We start from the raw sequence: 19902 nt of genomic DNA, 5'->3' as shown, positions 1-19902 counted from the left end.
ATAAACAACATACATCATATTTTCTAGCCATGATTTATATTAGTATACTCTCACTATAGAAAACAATTAGGAATATGAAAATTAACAAAATCTTAATAAATATAGTTTTTTTAAAATTACGAGCAATTTGGTACGAATTATACATTTCTAATTAAAAAAATTATTATGAATTTGCATTATTAAAACGACTCACTGAAATGTAAAGTGACATGCCACCTAGCAGTAATAAAACAAACATATAAATCCCCATCTCCATTGAAGTTAAAAACACACCTAATATAATTCCAAATCTTGCAAGCAATTCAGCTAAGTTAAATCCTAAAGCATGCACTGCTGAATATGTCCCTCTCTTATGAGAAGGAACCATTTTAAAACGATTTTCTTCAAGAATTGGAGAATATACCATTTCACCTATCGTCGCTATAATCATAAATATGATAAGTAACGTAAAATCATTAAGATAAGTGAGGTTCGAATATCCAATGACATAAAAAATAATTCCAATCAATAATGCTGTTTTAACATCCATTTTCATAACAATTTTTGAAATAAAATAGGTAAAAATGATAACAATGATTGTATTCGTCATTAATAGAAGTGAATACATTTTAACGCCATCGATATGTAACGAAAACAATATCATCGGATCAAACTCTTGTTTTAAACGCACTGAAATGTATGATGATACAGATAACTCACCCATCGTTAAAATACTAAATCCTATAATTAGAAGTAGATATGTTGTATCTTTAAATACTGGTTTATAACTTTTTAATATTTGACCCATGGAGAATTGTTTCTCATTAGTGTGATGTGTTTGCGACTGAGTGACAATATTTAAATCTTTAGGCAACCATACGATAAGTGCTATAAAAACCATAATGTAAATGACAAAAGCGATGAAAAACAACATAGATTTATGTGCTCCATACATCAATCCACCTATGAGCGCACCAAGAGCAACAGCAATATTCGTCAGCCAATAACTTATCTTATAAATATATTGTTCAACTTCAGGCGTAATCGCATCCATAATAATCGTGTCCATTATAGGTTGCTGCATGCCTATTGTGATACTAAATATTGCGTAAGCGATGCAAAATAAAATGATCATATATGCTTGTTCAGAGATTGTAATCGCCATAACTACGAGCATTAAACTTAATATCAATTGATAACTTAGTGTTAACGTTTTTTTAGGTAAACGTTCAATAAAATGACCTGAAATTAAAGATATTGGAAAATTTATCATGACTAGCGCAAATAAAAAAAGCCCTGCAAAATGTTGATTGACCATATCTGTTAAATACAACGCAATAAATGGTAAAAATGCCGTGACTATAATATTTTGAAAAAAATCGCATATTAATCGGACTTTTAAAGTTGTACTTAATTGCTTCACATTCATCCTTCTTTCTCTGTTAAAACATATAATACTTTTTAAACCTTTAAAGAAAGTGATTAACCTCATATAAATTAAATGCAATTCAATTTTACATCACACATAATATATATAGTCTTTTTTATATTTAAATGCAAGTTTCATATTAAACAAATTGATTAAAAAGTTCTTTCAATTTCTCATTGATCGATTTTATTTTAAATAAAAAAATTTCATCAGTATATTTAAGTGGTGGATGGGGCTTGAATTTAGAAATTATGATGGAATTCATTTTTTATTTAACAACCGTTAGTCCATTTGAATTTCCACTAAAAAGCTGAATAATAAGACATATATTCATAATGTCTTCATTGTCTCACTCTCTAAGAGTCGATACCCAAATTGCTTTGTCTATTGAAATACACTCTGTTAATGCCCAGAAGTTCATCGCTGTCTTTACATTATAAAAAACCTAGAACATCAATTTGTGTCCCAGGTTCATCCCATAATTCAGTCTCTCTTATACAGTTTTTTGAATAATTAATGATTTTTTTCTTCTTTTATGAATAACGCTAAGATAAATCCAATAATAATTAATACTGTAGTAAAAATAAATGCAACATCTATACCATGTACTGTTGCTTCTTGTGTTAGTTTCATTTTTGACATTGTTGAGTGTGAAGCTGTATACTGTTTTGCCACTATTGATAAAATTGTCACACTAATCGCTGTACCCATAGCACCTGCAATGATGCGTAAGGAATTCATAATTGCTGTACCATGTGAGACATCATCTGACTCAAGTGCATTCAGTCCAACTGTATTAAGAGGCATCACTAATAATCCTAATGCGATCATCCGTATAGTGTAAACAAGAATAACAAACCAATACGGCGTTCCTGTAGTAAGGAACGAATATAAGAATGTCATACTAATGAGTAAGATAAAACCAGGTATCACAAGCACTTTAATACCATGTTTATCAAAAATTTTTCCTGTATAAACCATCGTTAATCCATTAATGACCGCACCTGGAAGTACGACAACCCCCGATAATAATGCGGATTGACCTAAACCTGTTTGAATATAAATAGGTATGAGTAACGCAGGACTTACCATTGTAATATATACTAGCATCGAAGAAACAGCTGAAAGTGTGAACACTTTATTTTTAAACACACGCATATTTAACAATGGATGTTTTAATTTAAGCTGACGCGTTGTAAAAATTATGATAATGGCTATACCGAGTACAAATGTCACAATGACAGGTAGAGAGGTGATACCAAACGTACTCACGCTACTAAATGCGAATAATATTAAACCAAAGCCGAAAGTAGAATAAACTACTGAAATTTTATCAAGAACAATGTCTTTTGTTTTTGTATTATTTTCAACAAAGAAAAATCCTAAAATAAAAGCCACCACAGCAATTGCTGAAACAAGATAAAATGGCATTCTCCAACTAAATAAATCTACGAATAATCCAGTTAACGTTGGACCAATTGCAGGCGCACTTTGTACAACCACACCTGCCAATCCCATCGCAAACCCACGTTGTTCAGCAGGGAACAGTGTAAATACTGTAAACTGCATCAAAGGCAAAAGAATGCCGGCACCAATCGCTTGGATAATACGAGATATCATTAAAATTGTAAACGTAGGTGAAAATGCCGCTATAATAGATCCTATGAGAAAAATAGCCATTGAGAAAATATATAAATGACGTGTCGAATATTTATCCATTAAAAAGGCAGTAAGAGGAATCATAATACCGTTAACAAGCATAAATCCGGTAATTAACCATTGTGCTGTTGTTTCTGTGATGTTCAGTCCTTTGATGATTGCTGGAAGTGCGGTGTTTAAAATAGTTTGATTGAGCATAGACACAAAAGCACTAATGAGCATTACCGTAACGATAGCATTACGTTTAGAAGTCGTCATCGAAATGTTAGACATAGAATGGTACTCCTTTCAAAATGAAGTTGCAGACACCAAACTTAAGATTGTGTGGAAGACTATTACAGAAACAATTGGTAGGTATAACATGAATGGTAGTCTTACTTGCACATTAACAAGAATTATTACTACATTGTGAAATATATCCTAGAAGTCTTATATAAGTACTTAACTGTATAAAATGATTAAAAATTAACAGAAGTAAAATAAATTTCGTATCAAATACGATAAACTACGCTTTTCAATAGAATAAGTTAAACCTTGTTATAATCACATTTTAACCCTATCCTCATATGTGAATACATAAAAATACCCGAGACATTTGATGATGTCTCGGATATTAATCATATATCACTATTTGATTTATCTACATTCCTTTTCAAGTCCCAACTTACTAGCGTCATCATTTACACAACAACACTTAATAACAAAACGCTTTTCGTTAAACTTTATCCTCTCGTTGCTATTCATGATGTTCAACTTTATTTATATGATATAAAACCTGAAATTTTCTCAACGACTGCTATGTCACAATCATCTTGAGGGATTACTAACTTCCTTTATTTATCCTTTTGTGCTCTCACCCACTCCTCTGCCAAGAATAATAGAGCCACAATACCTATAATAATAACGCCAATCAGTTTCATATGTATAATATCGGCTTGATACATATATACAAGACTTGCAATCACACCAACAGGCACAATAAGGCCTAATATTTTATTTCCCGTACGCGATAAAAAGTAATGAATAGCAAGCAAAACAGCGTATATAATGACTGGTAATATGTTCTGTAGATGAATCATAAAATTATATCCCTCCATAAACATTCATTGAATTGTCTTGCGCATCTATTGTCTATCTTAACGTATTTAAAATGGTTCTTCATTTTTCTTTAAATAGTGAATGAATTCTAATACTATTTGTTGTTTTGACTTTTCTTTATTTACAATTGCTATAAAATTTACTACATAATCAAATGGTTTTCCTAGGGTTACTGACTCTATGAGTTCATTATCTAAAAACGGTTCATTTTCAAGCATTAACGCTGAAACGATACCTACACCTAAACCTTCAGCAACTGTTCGCATAAGAACAATTGGATTAGTGGTTTTAAAAATAATCTTCAGTGGATGGTGCGTTTCTTCAAATTTCTTCAAGTGATGTTGGTAAAACTCACGATCATATAGTACAAAAGGATATTGTTGAATTTCTTCCAAATTAACATATTCTTTGAAAGTTAATTTAGACTTTTTAGGAACAATCAATCTAAAATGAGAGCTTAAATTAAGTGAGTGTTGTGATACTTGACTATCTTCATCCTCTCGTCCTGTAACACCTATCAGACCAATATCAATGTCACCATGTTTAACTAACATTTTTATTCTATCTTTATCAGCTTCAATGACTTCAACATCAACATTAGGGTGGTTATCTTTAAATTGTGATAAAGCTTTGGGTAGTATTTTATGAAAGAGAGTTGGAATCGTACCAACTCTAAGTGTTCCTTTAATATTTGTCCTCATCATAGCTATTTCTGATAATAGTGCATCTTTAGACTCCAGTATTTCTAATATAAACGGTATTAAACGGTTTCCTGCTTCTGTTAAAGTAGTTCCTTTTCTAGAACGTGAAAATAATTTATATCCTAATTCTTTTTCTAAATTAGTGAGAGATTGACTCATTGCAGATTGGCTAATATGTATGCTTTCACTCGCTTGAATCATTGATTCCAATTCATATAGCTTTTTTACGTATGCTAACTGTTCAAAGTTCATAATTCTCTCCTTCTTATATAAGCTTTACTTATATTATATTAATTAATTCTAATTATACATTAGTATATCCGATATATATAATAGATGTTATGACAACATTAAGAACGTAGAATTTCATTATATTGAGGAGGGATAGCATGTCGAATCAATCAACGAATAACCGTTTGTGGACGAAAGACTTTATATCTATTACTTTCGTTAACTTATTCATGTATTTAATTCATTACATGTTGGTCGTAACGATCACTGAATATACTATTGATAGATATCATGCCTCTGAAAGTATAGGTGGATTAGCAGCAGGTATATTTATTATTGGTATGCTAGCTGGACGTTTAGGTTCTGGTAGAATTATAGATCACTTACAACCTAAAAAGGTCTTACTTTACGGCGTCATCTTTTCAATTATTGCGATAGCATTATACTTCACTATCACAAGCTTATGGATTCTTATGTTGATTCGATTTATTCATGGTATAGCCTTTGGATTCTCATCAACGGCAACAGGAACCATTTCATCTCGAATCATCCCAGAGAATCGAAAAGGTGAAGGTATTGGTTATTATGGATTAAGTGTAACACTTGCTTCTGCTATTGGCCCTTTTATTGGATTAGTTTTTAATAACCATTTAGGGTTTAAATCTATCTTTGTTGTCAGTCTATTAAGTATTCTTATAGCATTTGTATTAAGTATTTTTATTAAAAAACTACCCGTACTTAATCTTAATATCGAAGCTAAAGATCAACCAAGTGGTATACACGCTTACCTACAAAAAGAAGCACTACCTATTTCTTTGGTGGTCATTTTAATTGGTGTCGCTTATTCTAGTGTCTTATCATTTTTATCTATTTACTCTGAAAAAATCAATCTCGTTACTACATCAAGTTTCTTCTTCATTGTCTTTGCGATTGTTACGTTTATCACACGCCCATTTACAGGTAAAATTTATGACAATTATGGTGAGAACAAAGTAATGTATCCAGTTTTACTGAGCTTTACATTTGGTCTTATTATTCTCGGTTTTACTCATACAAGCATCATTTTACTTATTGCAGCTGCATTCATCGGCTTTGGTTATGGCACTATCGTACCTACTGCTCAAGCAATTGCAATTCAACAATCACCTGCAAATAAAATGGGCTTAGCAACGTCGACATTCTATATCTTTGCAGATTTCGGTGCAGGTATGGGGCCATTTATTTTAGGTATCATCATACCATTTATTGGTTATCGTCATTTATATATGGCAATGGGGATGCTTGTTATCATAGCACTTATTCTGTATTACTACGTTCACGGTAGAATGCACAAAAATCCACTCAACTAATGAGAATATTGAAATTATTCCAAACAATTTATAATTAAAACACCGTATAAATTTATTAAATAGCCACTTAGGGTTGAAAGTTAAAATCTCTAAGTGGTTATACTATTAAAGTATGATAACTTCATTTTTTCATTCAAATTATATTAATATCAAGTTTGTAAAATAAACAAAAGAATATATGCTAATACTTAAATATAAGCACAGCATTTTTTGCAATACACAATATATAGTATTATCATATGATTATAAAATATTTAATAGAGGTGATATTGTTGAGTGAATTTTTAGCTGCAATAGTCGGAGGCATTTTTACTTTAGCAGGTACATTTATAGCACTTTGGTTCCAATTTAGAAAAGAGGATAAAGATAAAAGTAAAGATTATCATAACGATCAAGTTAGTTCTTTAGATGTTACAGCTTATAAAGCTGCAAAAGTAAGAAATAACTACTTAAATTTCGAGACTTCTAACTTTAGTAAAGAAAATACAATGGAAATTTATCAAGATATTGAAACAGATTTTAAATCTCTTGATACCCATGTTCAAAACCTAATTTCTCTAATGAGTCATCATAGCGATCAATCGAATACAATAATACAAAAATTATTAGGTAGCTATGAACCAGTCGAAAATCAATATAACAAACTTAAAGTAGCTTATAAGATTTATCATCATCAATATAATACACCGGATTTTGATAAAAATGGCATCACTTTCTCTAAAAGAAAGCTAGACATCGAAATAGATCAATTTATAGATAAATTAGAAGCATTTGCTAAAACCGAATATGCTAATCACCAACTATATAAACCAACACTAAATCCTACTGTAGATAAATCCGACGCAATTTATAAAAATAAAAAATATTAACTTCATCAAACTTTGTCATATGTGACCAACACATGAAACATTATAAGACAGAAAGCAATATTCATTAATAATGCTTATACAAACAAATTTTCCTTTATGTTTTGAGCTTATTTATCTTTTTCGATTTTATAATTTTTACAAATCTTTCAGCTATTTAACCAGAAACATGTTTACAATATCTTAGTTACCACTACATTTTGCTTTTAGTATGTATACTAACACTAAAAACTAGGAGTACCATAACTATAACTAGCTATGGTACTCCTAGCGACAATTTCAATATTTACGCTCTATCTTTACATGTTATTCTTCAGGATATTTAGCTCTTACTTCAGAGATAACACTATCCATACTCATATTTGATTTAATTCCTACACTGGCAATAAAGCTTCCTTCAACGATTGGCGCTTCCATTTTAACAATTTTGTGGTCACCTTCGTACATTTCTAAAGCTGTGTCTAAATTCATGCCTGCTGAACCGATGTCATAGAAACAAAGCGCATCATTTTCAAGTCCATTAATTACAGAGACGATTTGATCAAATGATGTACCGATTTCATCGTCACTTAAGCCACCAACGGCAATAAGGTCAACACCACCGTCAGTCATTTGATTGATTAATTGTTTAACACCTTCTGCGATTTTATGACTATGACTTACTACTACTATAGATGTCATGACTTACTCTCCTCCTATAATTGCATTAAGAATATAAACACTACTTTGTGCACCAGGATCAATATAACCTTTTGAAGCTTCGTTAAAATATGATGCACGGCCTTTAGTAGCTACCATATCTTTGGTTTCATTAGCAAATGATTGTAGTTTATCAAGATCTACTGTTTCATTATTTTCAACAGCTTCTCTCGCACGTTCGATAACATCATACATCGTTTTTTCATTTAATTCGACTTTACCACGTTGTTGAATGCCATCAGCAAACGCTTTAAGTACGTCTTTAAGATTATCATGATCAATTTCATCATTCACCGCACTCGCCATTTTGATAAAACCAAACCCGTATAATGGTCCAGAAGCACCACCTACGTTAGACATTAACGTCATACCTGTTGATTTGAATAGCGCTTGCATACTTTGATCATCTATTTTTTCTTTTAAGTGTTCGAAACCTCTGACCATATTTACGCCATGATCTCCATCACCAATAGCTCTGTCTAAATCAGTCAGTTCACTTTCTTTTTCTTTAAAAGTATTTTCTAAATCTAATAAGCGTGCTTTGATATCTGCTACATTCATCCTCTAAGTCACCTCAAAATTTAATATATATTTATTACTTATTGAATTTTAAAATTAAAAATATTTACTTGCTGTAGGTGCAGCTAAAGCTTCACTCACTTCTTCACTGAAGGGGAGTACAGTAATAGAGAAGCCTTGCATGTCTAACGCTGTCATATAGTCACCTACGAACCATTGTTTAACATCAATATCATTCTGATTGAATTGTTCATCTAGATATTTAGTAACTATATTTAATTCTGATAGCGGCGTACCACCCATACCATTAACCATTACGATTAAAGGTTTTTTCTCAATTTCTTTGTACAACTGATCGAGTAAACGTTCAACAATCACGTTGATGGGTTGTACGTCTTCACGATGTAAACCTTTTTCACCGTGAATACCGATACCAATTTCCATTTGATTGTCTTCAATATCGAAACCATTTTTACCAGTTGTGGGCACCATTGGAGGCGTTAATGCCATACCAATACTTTTAATATCTGGTAAAAGCGCATCAACTTTAGATTTGATTTCATCAAGTGCAACACCTTTTTCAGCTAGGTATCCAGCATATTTATGCACAAACACTGTACCCGCTACACCACGGCGTTTTTCTGGGTCAGAAATAGCAATATCATCTCTGACGATAACACTTTCAACTTTAATATCTTCCATTTGAGCCATTTCTTGAGCCATTTCAAAGTTCATAACGTCTCCTGCATAGTTTTTAATGACAAGTAGAACGCCATCACCATTGTCCACAGCTTTAATGGCATCTAATATTTTATCAGGTGTAGGTGAAGTGAATATTTCTCCACATACAGCTGCATCGAGCATGCCTTCTGCTACAAATCCAGCGTGTGCAGGTTCATGTCCACTACCGCCTCCAGAAACGAGTGCAACACCTGATTGCTTTTTATGCTTTCTAACAACAATAGTGTCAGATACAACTTCAACATCGTTGTTTGAAACTGTAATTCCATCAAGCATATCTTTTAAAATTGTGTTTTTATCTTGAATTAACTTTTTCATTCAAAGCGACTCCTTTTAGTTGAACTGACTTTTAGATAAATCATTAACAGTTAAAATTGCGTCTGCGATTTCATCAGCAGTGATTTTATCACTTAAGTTAGCAAACGTATCGTTTGGTGTTAATGCACGTTCACCTACTTGAACTAATTCTTCATAACTTGTGTTTTCAATGTGAAGACCTTCTAATGTTGTTGGCATATTGATATTATCGAAGAATGTTTTGTATTTCATGAATTTTTCAGTTGGGGCATTTTCAAGTACTAATTGTACTAAAATACCGTATGCCACTTTTTCACCATGAGTTAAGTGGTGGATGTCTCCTTCTAAAGCTGTGAATCCATTATGAATTGCGTGTGCACCTGCTAGTCCACCGTTTTCAAATCCTAAACCTGAAAGTAATGTATTGGCTTCAATCACAGCATCTACTTGTGGTGTCACGATATGATTTTCTACAGAAGTATAAGCACTATAACCATATTCAAAAATAACTTCTTCACATTTTTGAGCGATTGCTAAACTTGCTAATGTCGGTTTGCCATGGAACATGTTTTGCCCTTGTCTACGAAGTGTAGATTCAACTTCGATTAATGTTGCTAAACCATCACTCATACCTGATGCAAATAAACGTACAGGTGCTTGTGCAACAATTTCAGAATCTACGATAACTGTATCAGGGTTTTTAGGGTAGAATTCATAACCACTAAATGATCCATCTTCGTTATAAATAACAGATACTGCTGCTGTTGGTGCATCCATTGATGCTGTAGACGCAAAATCGATGACGCTTGCTTTAAGTTCAAATGCTACAGCTTTACCTGTATCTAACGCTTTACCTCCACCTAAACCAATAACAACGTCAATATTTTTTTCTTTATATTGTTTGGCTATACGTTGAATTTCTTCTTCAGAAGATTCTCCTTTAAATACTTCATATTCAAAATCAACGTTGTTATTTGCTGAGAAACTTTCTTTTATTTTTTCTTCAGTAATATTCCAAACTACTTCGTCTGCAATAATCAACGCATGACTACCAAGACGTTCTGTTTCTTCAGCGATAGAGCTAACAATACCTTTCCCTTGTACATATCTTCCTGGTGATTGATAAATAAATTTAGACATAAGTATTCCTCCAAAACATCTTTTATATTTATATTAAAAAATAAGATTTAAAATGAAATAATGTAATCTCATTCCCCTAATCTTAATTTTTAATAAGCATGGATCATACTGTCTCTCATCTCTCAATTACTAGTATACGCTTTCAAAAAATTTTTTAAAGGATTATCCACCGAAAATTTAATAGAATTTGATTAAATTGTTGTTAATTCTTTTGAAATTTCATTAAAACAGCGCATGGTTAGTGCATTATGACAATTTATTTAAAATTACATTTACATTGATTAAAAATATTTTCAATCATAATTTAACTGTCGATTTCAAACCCTAAATCTTCAATCATGCGATAATCTTCCTCATTCGGTTGACCACCTGTAATTAAGTAATCTCCTACAAAAATTGAATTAGCCGCTTTCAATGCGAGTGGTTGTAATGAACGTAGATTTACCTCCCGTCCACCTGCAATTCTAATTTCTTTTGTTGGATTGATTAACCTAAACATCGCTATAATTCTTAAACATTTCATTGGTGACAATAAATCTAATCCACCGAATTTAGTTCCTTTAATAGGATGTAAAAAATTAATAGGAATGCTATCAGCATCGATGGCGCTTAAAGCAAATGCCATATCAATAATGTCCTCATTTGACTCTCCCATACCACATATCACGCCTGAACAAGGAGAAATATTATTATCTTTCATCATTTCAACCGTATTCACTCTATCCTCATATGTATGTGTAGTTACTACTTCATCGTGATAACGCTCACTCGTATTTAAATTATGATTATAACGATCGACACCAGCAGTCTTTAATTTTTTAGCTTGTTCTTCTTTCGTTAATCCTAAGCATGCACAAATCTTTAGTTGTGGGTGTACCTTTTTAATATCTTCTACTGTTTCACAAATATGATCGACTTCTCTGTTACTAGGTCCTCTACCACTCATAACGATACAATATGTACCGATTTGATTTTCAGTTGCCACTTGAGCACCTTCTTTAATTTGGTCCTGTTCAACAAGTGCATAACGTTGCTTTTCTTTCATTTTTACAGATTGCCCACAGTACCCACAATCTTCTGCACAGATACCACTTTTAGCATTTAATATCATATTAAGCTTAACTTTTTTACCGTAGTAATGTTTTCTCACTGTATAGGCTTCATTTAATAAATCGAATGTATCAATTTCAGCATTTTCGAAAATAGATATTGCTTCATCTTTTGTTAATGACTCTTGATTTAACACACGTTGGGCTAGGTTTAATGTCATAATCTTTAACTCCTTTTTCTTAAAAATTATCATTTTCAAATCATCCGATTGCAAATTGTAAACTTTTACCTATTATAAGTTTACATTAATCTAGATACGATTGAAAATATTTATAAAATAAGGATGAAACAACGCGTACATTGTTTCATCCTCGCAATGGTATAACACGGAATTAAAGTACTCCATGTAAATATAACTTTATTAATTATTAAAATGTCTGCACACAATACAATCATTATGTGCAAAACTTTCTTTTACTAATAGAAGTTTAGTATTTAATGTCAGGAATTATTTTACTTCACCCGTTTTAGGATTAAATTGTTTAATTGATGTCTTTCGTAGTTCATCCTTTTCATTCTTACTTATTTGGTAATTGTTATGATAAAGTGTAGATTCCCAACTTCCATACATTGGATTAGGGAAAATAATATACTTTGTGCCAAAATCTTTTTCATGTTTCTGCACGAGTTTCTCACGTTCTTTAGCAGTAGACTTTTTAGGATCTGTAAAATCTAACAAATTGTCACCAAATAACATCACTAACTTATGATTTTTTTCGACTTGTTGACGTCGTGATGCTTTACTTTTATCGTTTTTCCCTTTTAGTAAAATATGATTATCTTTCGCTTGCGGTAGTCCAATATTTTTTAAATTTTCCTTTGTAGCTTTAAAATCTTTTTCTTTATCACGGTCAGAAATATAGTAAATATCGATACCTTTTTTGTCAGCATATTTTAAGAATGATTTGGCACCATACACAGGTTTTGCCTTCGCTGCTGCAACCCATTCATGCCATCCTTCTGGAAAAGATGTATCGTGCATAGAAGCATATCCTTGATATGGTGAATTATCAAGCACTGTTTCATCTAAGTCTAAAGCTATAGCAAGTTTTTTCTTACCTTTATGCTTTTTAATATGTTCATCTAACTGATATTTCGCAGTATTGTATCCCTGTAGATAAAGTGCCTTCGCTTCGGCAGAATTTTGATACCATGAGACAGCCATTACATTTTGTTCACCAAGGTTGGGGTCATTTTGATGTTGTGTCGTATGATTATGGTTATCTTTAGTATGAGATTCACATGCATATGTATGAATTGGTGCTGAAATTGTAACTGTCGATGCTAGTGTAGCTATTGCAATGTACTTTGATAATTTATTCATTGATTCACCTCATTAAAATAATTGAAAATTACAAATTTTAGTATATAGTAATTTTATTACAAAATGAATCATAAAATTTTTTACAAAAAATTACATATCAATTAAAATATCAAAACTCATCGTAAAATTGCATATGCGCCTTCTCACTTTTATAATATTCCATTCTATCTTTTAGTGTCCCAGTATGTAATTCAATTTTATGCCCATCCGGATCTGTAAAATATATCGACTTTTTGTCTTTAATGTCTCTTGGTCGCCCTTTTAAAATATTTACTTGATTCTCTTTAAGCCATTGAATCCACTTTTGAAAATCTTCTTCATCTATGGAGAAAGCAACGTGCGTATAGGAATGGTTTATTTCATTCCTTGGTATATTTTTTCTTGATTCAGTGCAATCCAAGTATGACCAATAGTTAAATATGCTGTCGTTCTACCTGATACTAATAAGTCACCTTGTAAAATATCTTTATAAAATTGTATAGAGGTATTTAAATCACTTACTGAAAAACAAATATGATTAACACTTGTTATTTCCATTTATACACTCCTTGTAATAGTGAAGTTAAAATTTAATATCATGCGTAAAAAAACTGTAACCAAACGAATGATTACAGGATGTGTTGATATATGATTAAATAATTAATTTAAATAGTGATCCACGTGTTCAAGTCTATAGTGTGAATCTTTCGCTTTCTCTTCTTCAAATTCCTTTTTAGTTAATGGAGATAAATGTTCAATCTTGTAATGTAGTTTTTTCGCAAACGCTTCAACTTCATCTTGATTGTCAGCTGTTACAAACATCGTTAATACATTATTATCAACAATATCTTTATGGTGTTGATAATTCAACTTATACACTTTCATCTTACTATTCCTCCTATTATACTAATATGCCCTTTTTACTTTGAATAACCTTCAATTTAACTAGAATAATCCACTGATAGCTTATATTTCATGTAAGTTGTGGTTTATTGTAAGAGATGTTTCTAAATATAATAAAGAATAGGTGATTAATCAATATAATTTTACAACTATTTTGAGAATTCACTAATAATATAAAGAAATTACTACAGTTTATTCAATTAACATACCACTTACATTTCGATGCTAACCTAACTTCATTATTTAAAATGTGTTAAATTCACTTTAATTGAATTTTCTAAATTCTTTAAAGTTGGTTTTATCTTAAACATAAACCTTTTTGACCAATTTTACACTATTCAAATCCAATGTTAATAAAAAGTTCATTGATTTATTAATAAAAAATTACAATTTTTGAGGTGAGTTGAAAACTTCAAGGAAACGCTTACAATAAAATTGTAATTCATTCACAAGGAGTTGTTATTGATGAAAAATTTACGTAACAGAAGCTTTTTAACTTTATTAGACTTTTCACGACAAGAGGTAGAATTTTTATTAACACTTTCCGAAGATTTGAAGCGTGCCAAATATATCGGCACTGAAAAGCCTATGCTAAAAAATAAAAATATCGCACTTCTTTTTGAAAAAGATTCTACTAGAACACGTTGCGCATTCGAAGTTGCCGCACATGATCAAGGTGCACACGTCACTTATCTTGGACCAACAGGTTCTCAAATGGGTAAAAAAGAGACTGCTAAAGATACAGCACGTGTGCTTGGTGGTATGTATGATGGTATTGAATACCGAGGTTTCTCTCAACGTACTGTAGAAACATTAGCACAATATTCAGGTGTTCCAGTATGGAATGGATTAACCGATGAAGATCACCCTACACAAGTACTTGCTGATTTTTTAACTGCTAAAGAGGTATTGAAAAAAGAGTATGCTGATATCAACTTCACTTATGTTGGCGATGGACGTAACAATGTTGCTAACGCATTAATGCAAGGTGCTGCCATTATGGGTATGAATTTCCATCTTGTTTGTCCTAAAGAACTCAATCCGACAGAGGAATTATTAAATCGTTGCGAACGTATTGCGGCGGAAAATGGCGGTAACATTTTAATAACAGATGATATTGATAAAGGCGTGAAAGATTCTGATGTTATTTATACAGATGTTTGGGTATCAATGGGCGAACCTGATGAAGTATGGCAAGAACGCCTTAAACTTTTAAAACCATATCAAGTTAACCAAGCACTATTAGAAAAAACAGGCAATCCAAATGTTATTTTTGAACATTGTTTACCTTCTTTCCACAATGCTGAAACTAAAATTGGTCAACAAATTTATGAAAAATATGGCATTAGTGAAATGGAAGTCACTGATGATGTCTTCGAAAGCAAAGCTTCTGTAGTATTCCAAGAAGCTGAGAATAGAATGCATACAATTAAAGCAGTCATGGTAGCAACTTTAGGAGAATTCTAAATTATAGAAGGAAGTGAGTGAAATGGCTAAAATTGTAGTAGCTTTAGGTGGAAACGCTTTAGGAAAATCACCACGAGAACAACTTGAATTAGTAAAAAATACAGCTAAATCCCTAGTAGGATTAATTACTAAAGGTCACGAAATTGTGATCAGTCACGGTAATGGACCACAAGTAGGAAGTATTAACCTTGGTCTGAATTATGCAGCTGAACACGATCAAGGTCCTGCTTTTCCATTTGCTGAATGTGGCGCTATGAGTCAAGCCTACATCGGCTATCAACTTCAAGAAAGTTTACAAAATGAACTTCATTCAATGGGCATAGATAAGCAAGTTGTCACACTAGTTACTCAAGTAGAAGTTGATGAAGGCGACCCAGCTTTTAATAGTCCTAGTAAACCCATCGGTCTGTTCTACACTAAAGAAGAAGCACATCGTATTCAACAGGAAAAAGGTTATCAATTTGTAGAAGATGCTGGTCGAGGTTACCGTCGCGTCGTACCATCACCACAACCAATATCTATTATCGAACTGAAAAGTATTAAAACTCTAATAGAAAATGACACACTTGTCATCGCTGCAGGTGGAGGTGGTATACCAGTCATTCGTGAGCAGCACGATAGCTTTAAAGGTATAGATGCCGTCATTGATAAAGACAAAACAAGTGCATTATTAGGTGCTGATATTCATTGTGATCAACTCATTATTTTAACAGCGATTGATTATGTTTATATCAACTATCATACTGACAAACAGCAAGCACTTAAAACAACAAATATAGATACGCTTAAAACATATATTGAAGAAGAACAATTCGCCAAAGGCAGCATGCTACCTAAAATTGAATCTGCCATCTCCTTTATTGAAAATAATCCTAACGGTAGCGTGCTCATCACATCATTAAGCCAATTAGATGCAGCACTAGAAGGTAAAATTGGCACACTCATTACAAAATAGCATTTTAACGCATAAGTAGAAATTAATTTAAACATATTCATACAGTGCATCCTGTTATTCCACTCCTCTCCATTTCAAGCAGGGTGCACTTCCTTAATCAATCATGTAAAATACTAACCAAATTCAATTGATAGGCTTTTATTTTAGGTTAACTGTCGAAGGAGATGAAACCGTTGGAACAAGCGATCAATGATAATAAAAAGAAAAAACGTTTTAACTTTAGAATGCCAGGTGCATTTATGATTCTCTTTATCCTAACAGTTGTCGCAGTTATAGCAACTTGGATAATCCCCGCGGGTGCATACTCAAAACTTTCATATGAACCTTCATCCCAAGAATTAAAAATTGTTAATCCTCATCATCAGGTAAAAAAAGTTCCTGGAACACAAAAAGAGCTTGATCGATTAGGAGTTAAAATCAAAATAGAACAATTTAAATCTGGTGCAATTAATAAACCCGTTTCAATTCCTAATACTTACGAACGTTTAAAACAACATCCAGCTGGTCTTGATCAAATTACCAGTAGCATGGTTAAAGGAACCATCGAAGCCGTCGATATTATGGTCTTTATACTTGTTCTAGGTGGATTGATTGGCGTTGTTCAAGCGAGTGGGTCCTTTGAATCAGGATTGTTAGCACTTACTCAAAAAACGAAAGGCCACGAATTTATGTTGATTATGTTCGTAGCAATTTTAATGATTCTGGGTGGAACACTATGTGGCATTGAAGAGGAAGCTGTAGCGTTCTATCCTGTACTCGTTCCAATATTTATTGCGCTTGGATATGATTCTATTGTCTCAGTCGGTGCAATTTTCTTAGCAAGCTCTGTGGGTAGTACATTCTCAACAATCAACCCATTCTCAGTCGTCATTGCTTCTAATGCAGCAGGAACAACTTTTACTGATGGTCTTTATTGGAGAATAGGCGCTTGTATCATCGGTGCCATATTTGTTATTAGTTATTTATTCTGGTATTGTAAAAAAATTAAAAAAGATCCTAAATCCTCTTATTCTTATGAAGACAAAGCAGCATTTGAAAAACAGTGGTCTGTGCTCCATGATGACGGTTCTTCTGAGTTTACATTACGTAAAAAGATTATTCTTACGCTTTTCGTCCTACCATTCCCTATTATGGTTTGGGGCGTCATGACACAAGGATGGTGGTTCCCAGTCATGGCATCTGCATTCTTGATCTTTACCATTGTCATCATGTTTATTGCTGGAACAGGACAATATGGTTTAGGCGAAAAAGGCACTGTAGATGCATTCGTTAATGGCGCTTCAAGTTTAGTAGGTGTATCTTTAATCATTGGTTTAGCTCGAGGAATCAACTTAGTATTGAATAAAGGAATGATTTCTGACACAATCTTGCACTTTTCATCATCTATCGTGCAACATATGAGTGGGCCTTTATTTATCATTGTTCTGCTCTTTATCTTTTTCTGTTTAGGATTTATCGTGCCGTCCTCATCAGGATTAGCAGTACTATCTATGCCTATCTTTGCGCCATTAGCTGATACAGTAGGTATACCAAGATTTGTTATTGTTACAACATATCAATTCGGTCAGTATGCAATGTTGTTCTTAGCGCCTACTGGACTTGTAATGGCAACACTTCAAATGTTAAACATGCGCTACTCACACTGGTTACGTTTCGTATGGCCTGTTGTCGCGTTTGTTTTAATATTTGGTGGAGGCTTACTTATTACACAAGTTTTAATATACTCATAATCTTTTAAAAGTGGAAAAATATTTACCTATTCATAGTTATATCTTTTAGAAATGACGAAAAAAAGAACGCCTAGAACATTAATAGTCGTCCTAGGCGTTCTTAGCATATGAGCAGTCGATGCTTAAATAAAAAAGTTCTATATTCAAATTTTACATGCATGGGACGCTTCATTGTTGAAATAATCTAACTCATTCAATACGTACGCTCTCCCACTTCTTTATTAATCTTAACAAAAGCCGTATGGATTTAACTATATTCTAACATTCATTTTAAATATGTGATGATGTAAAACGGTCAATGACATCTTCTATTGCTTTATCCCAAAATGCATAATCGTGATGACCTGGCGCTTTTTTAAATTGATATGAAATACCTTTTTCATCTAAATAGTTCACAAAATCAATATTACCTTGATACAATTCATCTTCAGTTCCACAAGTAATATATAGTTGTGGTAACGTTTGTCCATTGTCTATTGCTTGTTCAACTAAATAGTATGGATCAAAAGATGTCCCCGCGACATGTTGCGTATTACCTACAATCGCTTCTGGAGTAAAATCATACCATTGATATTGACCAATCATAGAAACATCATATGGCGCTGAAAGCATAGCGGCTTTTGAGAAACGATAACTTTGCGTTAATGCAAATTTGATTGCACCATAACCTCCCATAGAGTGACCTGCTATAAAATTATCTTCTCTCTTTTTAGACAATGGAAATATTTGATGAACATAATCATAAACTTCTAGTATATAGTCATAATAACTATGTCCATAAGCCATATTTGAATAGAAACTATGATCAGCATTAGGCATCACCACTGCTAGTTGGTGGGTATTCGCATAGCGTTCTATACTCGTATATCTCATATAAGAGGAAGTATCACTTGATAAACCATGTAGCAATAACATAGTTTTTAATGGTTTCGCATTTTCATTTGTATCAAAGTAACTTTTATCTTCTGGAAGAATGACATTAATCGTTTGATGCATTCCTAAAGTTTTAGATAAATAATTTAATGTAATATGAGCCATAATGTTGGATCACTCCTCCCTGTGTAAAAAATTAAATTACTTACGTAGCTGGATCTAGCTTTTTCTCTAATAAACGTAATAAAACATCTATAAGTATGACAATGATAACGATAGGTATGGCACCTGCTAGAATAAATAGTGTTCCATCAGTTGCATTTGTACCTCTAATCACAATATCACCTAATGTTGGTGCACCAATAAATGAACCTACAGCTACGACACCAATAGCTACAACAAGGGCAATCCGAATACCACCTATAATAACTGAAAGTGACAGAGGTAACTCAATCATAGTTAATACTTGGTTACGCGTCATACCCATCCCTTTTCCAGCATCTTTAATATTTGGGTCAACTTCATTAATTCCTGTATACGTATTTTTAATAATAGGAAGCAAGGCATATAAGAACACAGTAAAAATGACTGTATTCATACCAAGTCCCATACTAAGCATTAATATCGCTAACATAGCAATAACCGGAACAGTTTGAATAATATTCGCAATAGTGATAATAACACCTGATAATTTACCAAATCGTGCAATGATGATACCAAGAGGTATGCCCACTAAACATGCTAGTAAAACACCGTAAACAGACATTAACAAATGATTAACAAACAATTCCCATAGGTAGCCAAAGTTCATTTGATAGTAGTGAACGAGTTGTTGTATTAAATTCCCTTCCAT

18 protein-coding genes and 2 pseudogenes are annotated in these 19902 nt (G+C 32.5%); 5 read left to right on the top strand and 15 right to left on the bottom strand.

From position 1 onward, the window contains the following. Positions 1 to 163: 163 nt before the first annotated feature. From HMPREF3058_RS00275 to HMPREF3058_RS00260, 5 genes and pseudogenes are all read right to left on the bottom strand, one after another. Positions 164 to 1402: an MFS transporter gene (locus HMPREF3058_RS00275; RefSeq protein ID WP_002491280.1), complete on the bottom strand. Its 1239-nt coding sequence runs from the start codon at positions 1400 to 1402 to the stop codon at positions 164 to 166. 274 nt (positions 1403 to 1676) lie between these two features. Next, positions 1677 to 1829, bottom strand: a pseudogene (locus tag HMPREF3058_RS12365) (single-stranded DNA-binding protein). Between the two features lie 92 nt (positions 1830 to 1921). Continuing rightward, positions 1922 to 3340 carry an MDR family MFS transporter gene (locus HMPREF3058_RS00270; RefSeq protein WP_002491262.1) on the bottom strand — a complete coding sequence of 473 codons (1419 nt, stop codon included), beginning with the start codon at positions 3338 to 3340 and terminating at the stop codon, positions 1922 to 1924. Positions 3341 to 3900: 560 nt separating this feature from the next. Next, the gene (locus HMPREF3058_RS00265) at positions 3901 to 4146 is read right to left on the bottom strand and encodes a hypothetical protein (RefSeq protein ID WP_002491282.1); all 246 of its coding nucleotides are present in this window, start codon (positions 4144 to 4146) and stop codon (positions 3901 to 3903) included. Positions 4147 to 4212: 66 nt separating this feature from the next. Next, positions 4213 to 5118 carry a LysR family transcriptional regulator gene (locus HMPREF3058_RS00260; protein WP_002491301.1) on the bottom strand — a complete coding sequence of 302 codons (906 nt, stop codon included), beginning with the start codon at positions 5116 to 5118 and terminating at the stop codon, positions 4213 to 4215. 137 nt (positions 5119 to 5255) lie between these two features. Between HMPREF3058_RS00260 and HMPREF3058_RS00255 the strand changes: the two genes are divergently transcribed. Beyond that, a complete protein-coding gene (locus HMPREF3058_RS00255) occupies positions 5256 to 6446 on the top strand; it encodes an MFS transporter (protein ID WP_070731022.1) in 1191 nt (396 codons plus the stop codon). A gap of 272 nt (positions 6447 to 6718) precedes the next feature. Beyond that, positions 6719 to 7315 (top strand): type I secretion system protein, encoded by a 597-nt coding sequence (locus HMPREF3058_RS00250; protein WP_070731019.1) that lies wholly within the window; start codon positions 6719 to 6721, stop codon positions 7313 to 7315. A gap of 303 nt (positions 7316 to 7618) precedes the next feature. Here HMPREF3058_RS00250 and dhaM read toward each other — a convergent pair whose 3' ends face one another. From dhaM to HMPREF3058_RS00210, 8 genes and pseudogenes are all read right to left on the bottom strand, one after another. Continuing rightward, positions 7619 to 7993 carry a dihydroxyacetone kinase phosphoryl donor subunit DhaM gene (gene dhaM / locus HMPREF3058_RS00245; RefSeq protein ID WP_001830585.1) on the bottom strand — a complete coding sequence of 125 codons (375 nt, stop codon included), beginning with the start codon at positions 7991 to 7993 and terminating at the stop codon, positions 7619 to 7621. Positions 7994 to 7996: 3 nt separating this feature from the next. Continuing rightward, complete coding sequence (gene dhaL / locus HMPREF3058_RS00240; protein WP_002491250.1) at positions 7997 to 8572, bottom strand: dihydroxyacetone kinase subunit DhaL; 576 nt, start codon at positions 8570 to 8572, stop codon at positions 7997 to 7999. A gap of 54 nt (positions 8573 to 8626) precedes the next feature. Beyond that, positions 8627 to 9589 carry a dihydroxyacetone kinase subunit DhaK gene (gene dhaK, locus HMPREF3058_RS00235; protein WP_002491305.1) on the bottom strand — a complete coding sequence of 321 codons (963 nt, stop codon included), beginning with the start codon at positions 9587 to 9589 and terminating at the stop codon, positions 8627 to 8629. A 15-nt stretch (positions 9590 to 9604) separates the two neighbouring features. Continuing rightward, entirely contained in the window at positions 9605 to 10708 is a 1104-nt protein-coding gene (locus HMPREF3058_RS00230) for a glycerol dehydrogenase (RefSeq protein WP_002458095.1), read from the bottom strand. A 304-nt stretch (positions 10709 to 11012) separates the two neighbouring features. Then, positions 11013 to 11978, bottom strand: coding sequence for a biotin synthase BioB (gene bioB, locus HMPREF3058_RS00225; RefSeq protein WP_070731017.1), 966 nt, complete (start codon positions 11976 to 11978; stop codon positions 11013 to 11015). Between the two features lie 288 nt (positions 11979 to 12266). Next, positions 12267 to 13142, bottom strand: a complete 876-nt coding sequence (locus tag HMPREF3058_RS00220) for a 5'-nucleotidase, lipoprotein e(P4) family (RefSeq protein ID WP_070731013.1) — start codon at positions 13140 to 13142, stop codon at positions 12267 to 12269. Between the two features lie 109 nt (positions 13143 to 13251). After that, a pseudogene (locus tag HMPREF3058_RS00215) lies at positions 13252 to 13679 on the bottom strand (FosB family fosfomycin resistance bacillithiol transferase). A gap of 102 nt (positions 13680 to 13781) precedes the next feature. Continuing rightward, on the bottom strand, positions 13782 to 14006 hold the full coding sequence (locus HMPREF3058_RS00210) for a hypothetical protein (protein ID WP_002446874.1): 225 nt from the start codon (positions 14004 to 14006) through the stop codon (positions 13782 to 13784). Positions 14007 to 14489: 483 nt separating this feature from the next. On the opposite strand from HMPREF3058_RS00210, the gene argF reads away from it, so the two are divergent. The 3 genes from argF (at position 14490) to HMPREF3058_RS00195 (ending at position 18176) form a co-directional block, all read left to right on the top strand. Continuing rightward, positions 14490 to 15491, top strand: a complete 1002-nt coding sequence (gene argF, locus HMPREF3058_RS00205) for an ornithine carbamoyltransferase (RefSeq protein WP_002491300.1) — start codon at positions 14490 to 14492, stop codon at positions 15489 to 15491. Between the two features lie 22 nt (positions 15492 to 15513). Next, positions 15514 to 16446 carry a carbamate kinase gene (arcC, locus tag HMPREF3058_RS00200; RefSeq protein WP_070731009.1) on the top strand — a complete coding sequence of 311 codons (933 nt, stop codon included), beginning with the start codon at positions 15514 to 15516 and terminating at the stop codon, positions 16444 to 16446. Between the two features lie 164 nt (positions 16447 to 16610). Beyond that, positions 16611 to 18176 (top strand): YfcC family protein, encoded by a 1566-nt coding sequence (locus HMPREF3058_RS00195; protein WP_080033780.1) that lies wholly within the window; start codon positions 16611 to 16613, stop codon positions 18174 to 18176. A gap of 270 nt (positions 18177 to 18446) precedes the next feature. Here HMPREF3058_RS00195 and HMPREF3058_RS00190 read toward each other — a convergent pair whose 3' ends face one another. Next, positions 18447 to 19214: an alpha/beta hydrolase gene (locus HMPREF3058_RS00190; RefSeq protein WP_002484664.1), complete on the bottom strand. Its 768-nt coding sequence runs from the start codon at positions 19212 to 19214 to the stop codon at positions 18447 to 18449. Positions 19215 to 19254: 40 nt separating this feature from the next. After that, entirely contained in the window at positions 19255 to 19902 is a 648-nt protein-coding gene (locus tag HMPREF3058_RS00185) for an ABC transporter permease (RefSeq protein WP_001830555.1), read from the bottom strand.

Origin of the sequence: Staphylococcus sp. HMSC068G11 (genome assembly GCF_001815825.1) — a bacterium.
Classification (GTDB): Bacteria; Bacillota; Bacilli; order Staphylococcales; family Staphylococcaceae; genus Staphylococcus; species Staphylococcus epidermidis.
Note: the sequence above shows the minus strand (reverse complement) of the source record. Positions and strands in the feature narration are given on the sequence as shown.